The sequence below is a fragment of the Streptomyces katrae genome (assembly GCF_000966975.1).
Taxonomy (GTDB): domain Bacteria; phylum Actinomycetota; class Actinomycetes; order Streptomycetales; family Streptomycetaceae; genus Streptomyces; species Streptomyces katrae.
The window spans coordinates 1-4,838 of record NZ_JZWV01000758.1; the positions used below are offsets into that span (position 1 = coordinate 1).

General features: G+C 74.6%; 5 protein-coding genes. 1 reads left to right on the top strand and 4 read right to left on the bottom strand.

Going from position 1 to position 4,838, the window contains the following annotated elements; genetic code table 11:
* Positions 1-31: 31 nt before the first annotated feature.
* Positions 32-751, bottom strand: a complete 720-nt coding sequence (locus tag VR44_RS25980) for an ABC transporter ATP-binding protein (protein ID WP_045950024.1) — start codon at positions 749-751, stop codon at positions 32-34.
* The gene (locus VR44_RS25985; RefSeq protein ID WP_045950025.1) at positions 748-1,515 is read right to left on the bottom strand and encodes an ABC transporter permease; all 768 of its coding nucleotides are present in this window, start codon (positions 1,513-1,515) and stop codon (positions 748-750) included. The genes VR44_RS25980 and VR44_RS25985 overlap by 4 nt, the downstream gene beginning before the upstream one ends.
* Before the next feature lie 132 nt (positions 1,516-1,647).
* Between VR44_RS25985 and VR44_RS25990 the strand changes: the two genes are divergently transcribed.
* On the top strand, positions 1,648-2,226 hold the full coding sequence (locus VR44_RS25990) for a helix-turn-helix domain-containing protein (RefSeq protein ID WP_052713833.1): 579 nt from the start codon (positions 1,648-1,650) through the stop codon (positions 2,224-2,226).
* A 28-nt stretch (positions 2,227-2,254) separates the two neighbouring features.
* Here the strand turns inward: VR44_RS25990 and VR44_RS25995 are convergent, their stop codons facing one another.
* Together VR44_RS25995 and VR44_RS26000 are read right to left on the bottom strand one after the other, a co-directional pair.
* Entirely contained in the window at positions 2,255-2,803 is a 549-nt protein-coding gene (locus VR44_RS25995; RefSeq protein ID WP_045950027.1) for a YcxB family protein, read from the bottom strand.
* A 118-nt stretch (positions 2,804-2,921) separates the two neighbouring features.
* Positions 2,922-4,838 (bottom strand): D-alanyl-D-alanine carboxypeptidase (locus VR44_RS26000; RefSeq protein ID WP_342669393.1); only part of this gene is annotated, 1,917 nt, incomplete at its 5' end.

Below are 4,838 nucleotides of genomic sequence, written 5' to 3' on the forward strand. Positions count from 1 at the left end.
GAAGGGGGGAAAGGGAGGGGACCGCGACGGATCAAGGCGTGGTCAGGTGTGTGGCGATCAGGGCCCGCAGGGACGGGTCCGGGGGGCCCGGAGGGACCGGGTGGTCGGCCAGGACGCGGCCCGGGGTGCCGCCGAGCACCACCACCCGCCCGGCCAGGGCGAGGGCCTCGTCGATGTCGTGCGTCACGAACAGCACCGTCGTTCCGCGGCGCCGCCACAGCTCCCGGAGCAGTTCCTGCATCCGGCTGCGCGTCAGCGCGTCCAGCGCCCCGAACGGCTCGTCCATCAGCAGGACTTCCGGCTCCGCGGCCAGAGCGCGGGCCAGTGCCACCCGCTGCTGCATGCCGCCCGACAGCTGCGCGGGGTACTTGCGGGCCCCGTCCGCGAGCCCGACCTCCTCGAGCGCGGCCAGCGCCCGCTCGCGGCGCTCCGGGCGCGACAGTCCGAGCCGCTTCAGGGCGAACTCGACGTTCCCCAGGGCCGTGCGCCACGGGAAGAGCGCGTAGTGCTGGAAGACCACGCCCCGCTCGGGCCCCGGCTCCCGCACCGGCACCGACCCGGAGGTCACGCGCCCCGCCGTCGGCCGAACGAAGCCGGCCACCGCGCCCAGCACCGTGGACTTCCCGCAACCGCTCGGCCCCAGCAGGGCGGTGAACGACCCCGCGGGGAACACCAGGTCCGTCGGCTCCAGTACCGGGGCACCCGCCCCGTACCCGACCGACAGCCCCTCCAGCCGTACCTCCAGGCTCATGACGCGCTCCAGTGCACGAAGCGGCGTCCGATGGCGGCCAGCACGAGATCGGCGGCCACGCCGAGGAGTCCGAGGACGATCAGCCCCGCGAACATCCGGTCCACCCGCAGGAACTGGCCGTCCACCTGGAGCCGGTACGCCAGCCCGCTGTCCGCGCCGCCCAGTTCGGCGGCGACCAGCGCCAGCAGGGCCACCGAGGCCCCGTAGCGCAGGGCGGCGAGCAGCGCGGGCGCGGCGGCGGGCAGCAGCACCTCGGTGAACCGCCGGTGCAGCGGTGCGCCCAGCGTGCGGGCCGCCCGCAGGTGCGAGACCGGCACCCGCGACACCCCGTCGTGCACGTAGAGCCAGACCGCGAGGGCGACGGCGTACGCGATCAGCAGCCGCTTGGCGCTCTCGCCGATCCCGAACCAGGCCGTCGCCAGCGGTACGAGCGCGATGGCCGGGATCGGACGGAGGAAGGAGACCACCGGGGTGACGGCCGCCGACAGCCTCGGCAGGTACCCGGTGGCGAAGCCGAGGACGCCGCCGGCCACCGACCCCAGCGCGAACCCCTGGCCGGCGCGGGCCAGGCTCGCACCGAGGTCGGAGAGGAGCACCCCGCTGCGGGCACTGTCGGCCAGTGCCGCCGCGGTGGCGACCGGGCCGGGCAGCAGCCCCGGAGCCACCGCACCGGACCAGGCGGCCAGCGACCAGAGCGCGAGCACGGCGCAGGCCGCGGCCAGGGCGGGGCCGGCCCGGCCGGCGGGGGATGGGGTGGCGTGCACGGTCGTACTCCTCGACAGGTCGTCCATAAGTGAGGTCAATAATTGACCACGCTTATGAACGGGCTGTTTCAGCAGTACGAAACCTCCGGCCGCCGCCCGGGGCCCCGAAATCGATGGGGTACGTTCACCAGCGTGTCCCGACCCCGAACCGAACCCACGCCCGAAGCGATGGAGGTCGGCCAGGCGATCCGCGACTGCCGCACGGCACGCCGCGTCTCCATGGCCGTACTGGCCACCCGCTCAGGGCTCTCGCAGCCCTTCCTCAGCCAGCTGGAACGCGGCCTGGCCACCCCGAGCCTCAGCTCCATCTACCGCATCGCCGAGGCCCTCGACGTGGCCCCCGGCACCTTCCTGCGGCCCCCGGAGCGCCCCGGTGTGATCAGCCACCAGAGCGATCCCCAGGTCATCCAGGTCTCCGAGGCCGCCGGCCAGGTGGCCCGGGTACTCATCCCGGGCGGCCGCAGCGGCCTGATGGAGGCGTACGAGCACCACTTCGAGCCCGGGCGGGGCGAGCGGGGCTGGTTCGAGCACCCGGGCGAGGACTTCGTCTACGTCCTGGAGGGGGAGATCGTCCTGGAGGTCCGCGGCGAGGACCCCCTGACCCTCCGCGCGGGCCAGAGCGCCCACCACCGCGGCGACGTCCCCCACCGCTGCGTGCTGGCCGCGGGCGCGGCTCCGGCCCGCACCCTGCTGGTCATCGCCAGCCCGTAGGCGGCCACGAGGCGCCGGACGGCCGCCCTCAGGCGCGCCGCAGCCGCGAGTCCAGCAGGGCGCCGACCAGTTCGGTCTGGCCGGGCGCGGGCATCAGCCGCTTGGGCAGGACGAAGAAGCAGGTCTTCCAGCCGGTCCGGCCCACGACGGCGAAGATCTCGGGCGTCTCGTGGAACCGCTTCATCCGCTCCCAGGGCATGCGCACCGGCTCGCCGCCGGGGCAGCTGACCGTGATGCCGCCGTCGTCGACGACGCACTCCCTCTCGCCTTGCGCCTGGGCGGCCTTGAACCCACGGGAGGTGATCCGGCGCGGCGCCAACAGGCAGAACACCGCCCCGTACGCGATCCCCCCGACCACGAAGGGGAGTCCGACCGGGTCTCCGTCGGCGAGGCTGAGCGCGCCCAGCAGTGCGATGGCGGCCCCGCCGGCCGCCCCGGGCACCCGCACCCGGCGGAACACCCCCGCCGCCTTGAGGCCCGCGCGGACCTCGTTCTCCTGCACCTGACCCCTGAACCGCAGGACTTCGCCCCCGGCGGCCGGGGCGTCCGGGCGCAGGTCTATCTCGTTGTCGTTCACAAGGGCGGAGCATAACGTTCCGCTCCCTCCCGCCGGACGGGGGTCGGGCGGGAGCGCGACGGGCCGTCAGGATCCGCCCGAGGGCGCGCCACCGTCCCGGGGACGCGCCCGTGGAGAGTCAGGAGAGACGGGTCACCCGGGTCCCGAACGAGGGCTCCGCGAGCCGCTTGCCCACCGCGACCGGGACGGTCTTCGCGCCCGGGCCCTCGCCCACGGTCAGCACGCCCACCTCGGTGCCCGCCGCGGCCGCGTGCGGAACGGGCTTTCCGCCTGCCGTGCCGAGCGTCAGCCGCAGCTTCTGGCCCGGTACGCCGATCACCGAGAGGTCCTTGGTCGCCACCAGCGGGGTCCGGCCGCCGAGGCCGTCGGAGACGTGGCCGACCGTCTGGCCCTTGTGGACCACGGGGGTCGAGGCGAGGGCCTTGCGGACGGCCTCGATGACCTTGCGGCTGTTGTCCAGTACCAGGGCGAGGCTCCGTAGAGCCTGGGGGTCCGGCCCGTCCGCGTGCTGGTCCATCAGCGCGCCCAGGACCATCGGGGTCTCACCGCCGACGGACTTGTCCGCGGCCCATACGAGGGTGCCGCCGGCGGCGGTGCTGGAACCGGTCTTGATGCCCTTGTTGCCCAGACCCTTGACCCACAACAGGTCGTTGCTGTTGTGGAGCGGCTCGACCACCCCCTTGATCGTCTCGTCGGTCACCGTCACGATCGCCCGGAAAGCCTCGTCCTGCATCGCCGCTTCGGCGAGCTTGAGCTGGTCGACGGCGGTGCTCACGGTGCTGGCCGTCAAGCCGCTGGGGTCCGTGTACGTGGTGTCCCGCATCCCCAGGTCCCTGGCGGCCGCGTTCATCTTCGCGACGAAGGCGGCCTCCCCGCCGCTCCCGCCGTCCCACCGGGCGAGCAGCCGGGCGATGTTGTTGGCGGACGGCACCATCACCATCTTGAGCAGTTCCCGCTGGCTGAATTTCTGGCCGACGGTGAGGTGTTTGATCCGCGACTCGTCGTCGGAATTGCTCTCGGCGGCCGCCTGTGCGTCGATCTCGATCTGCGGACCGGGGTCGTCCTTGCGCAGCGGGTGGTTCTTGAGGATCACGTACGCCGTCATCGCCTTCGCCACACTGGCTGTGGGCACCGGCTTCTGCTCACCGAAGGTCGCGATGTCGCCGGAACCCGAGATGCGGACGGCTCCCTGTCCCTTGGCCGGCCAGGGGAGGGACGTCGTGCCGTCCAGGGTGACGGAGTCCTGCGCGGCCACGAGCTGCGTGTCCGGGAGCGGGCGCAGCATCTGGCCGCCCGCGACGGCCGCCCCGAGCAGCAGCACGATCGGGGTCCACACCTTGACGCGGCGCGTGAGGGTACGGGCGGCGGTCTCCGGCGGGGGAGGGGTGTTGGTGAGCTCGGCGAGCAGGTCGAGGGCCGGGCGGGGGGTCTCCCGGGTGGGTTCCAGGACCGGGGGCGCGGAGGCCTGCCCGGGCTTGGTCGCGGCGGCATCGGGGTCCTTGAGCGGGAGGAACTCGCTGGTGCGCTCGGGGTCGTGCGGCCGCGACGCCGCCGCACGGGCCGTGCCCTGTCCCTGGCGGGGGCCGGAGGGCTTTCCGTCAGCCCGGTCGGCTGCCGCGCCCTTCCGCTGTGGGGGCGTTCCGTCCGGTTCTCCCGTCGGCTGTCCGTCGGCCCCGCCCTCGGGCTGCCGCCCGGCTGCCGGCTCCGACGCCCCGGTGGACTTCGTGTCGGCCGTCCGCCCGGACGCGGCCCCGTCCGCCGATGCCCCGGCCGTCCGGCGGCCGTTCGCCTCCCCGTCGGTACCGGGGGCCTCGGCCCGGGACGCGCCGGACCGCTCGCCGTCGGGGCGCGGGGTGGCCGCTGCGCCGCTGCCGGGGGTCCGCTTCCCGAGGGCGGCCGTCGCCGCCCCGTCGCCTTCGGGGCGCACGGCGGTGTCGCGGCCCTCCTCCGCCTCGGTGCCGCCCTTCGCCCAGGAGGGGCGCCGGGCGGGGGTGGTGCCGGGGCCGTCTTCGGTACCTTCCGGCCGGTCGGCGTC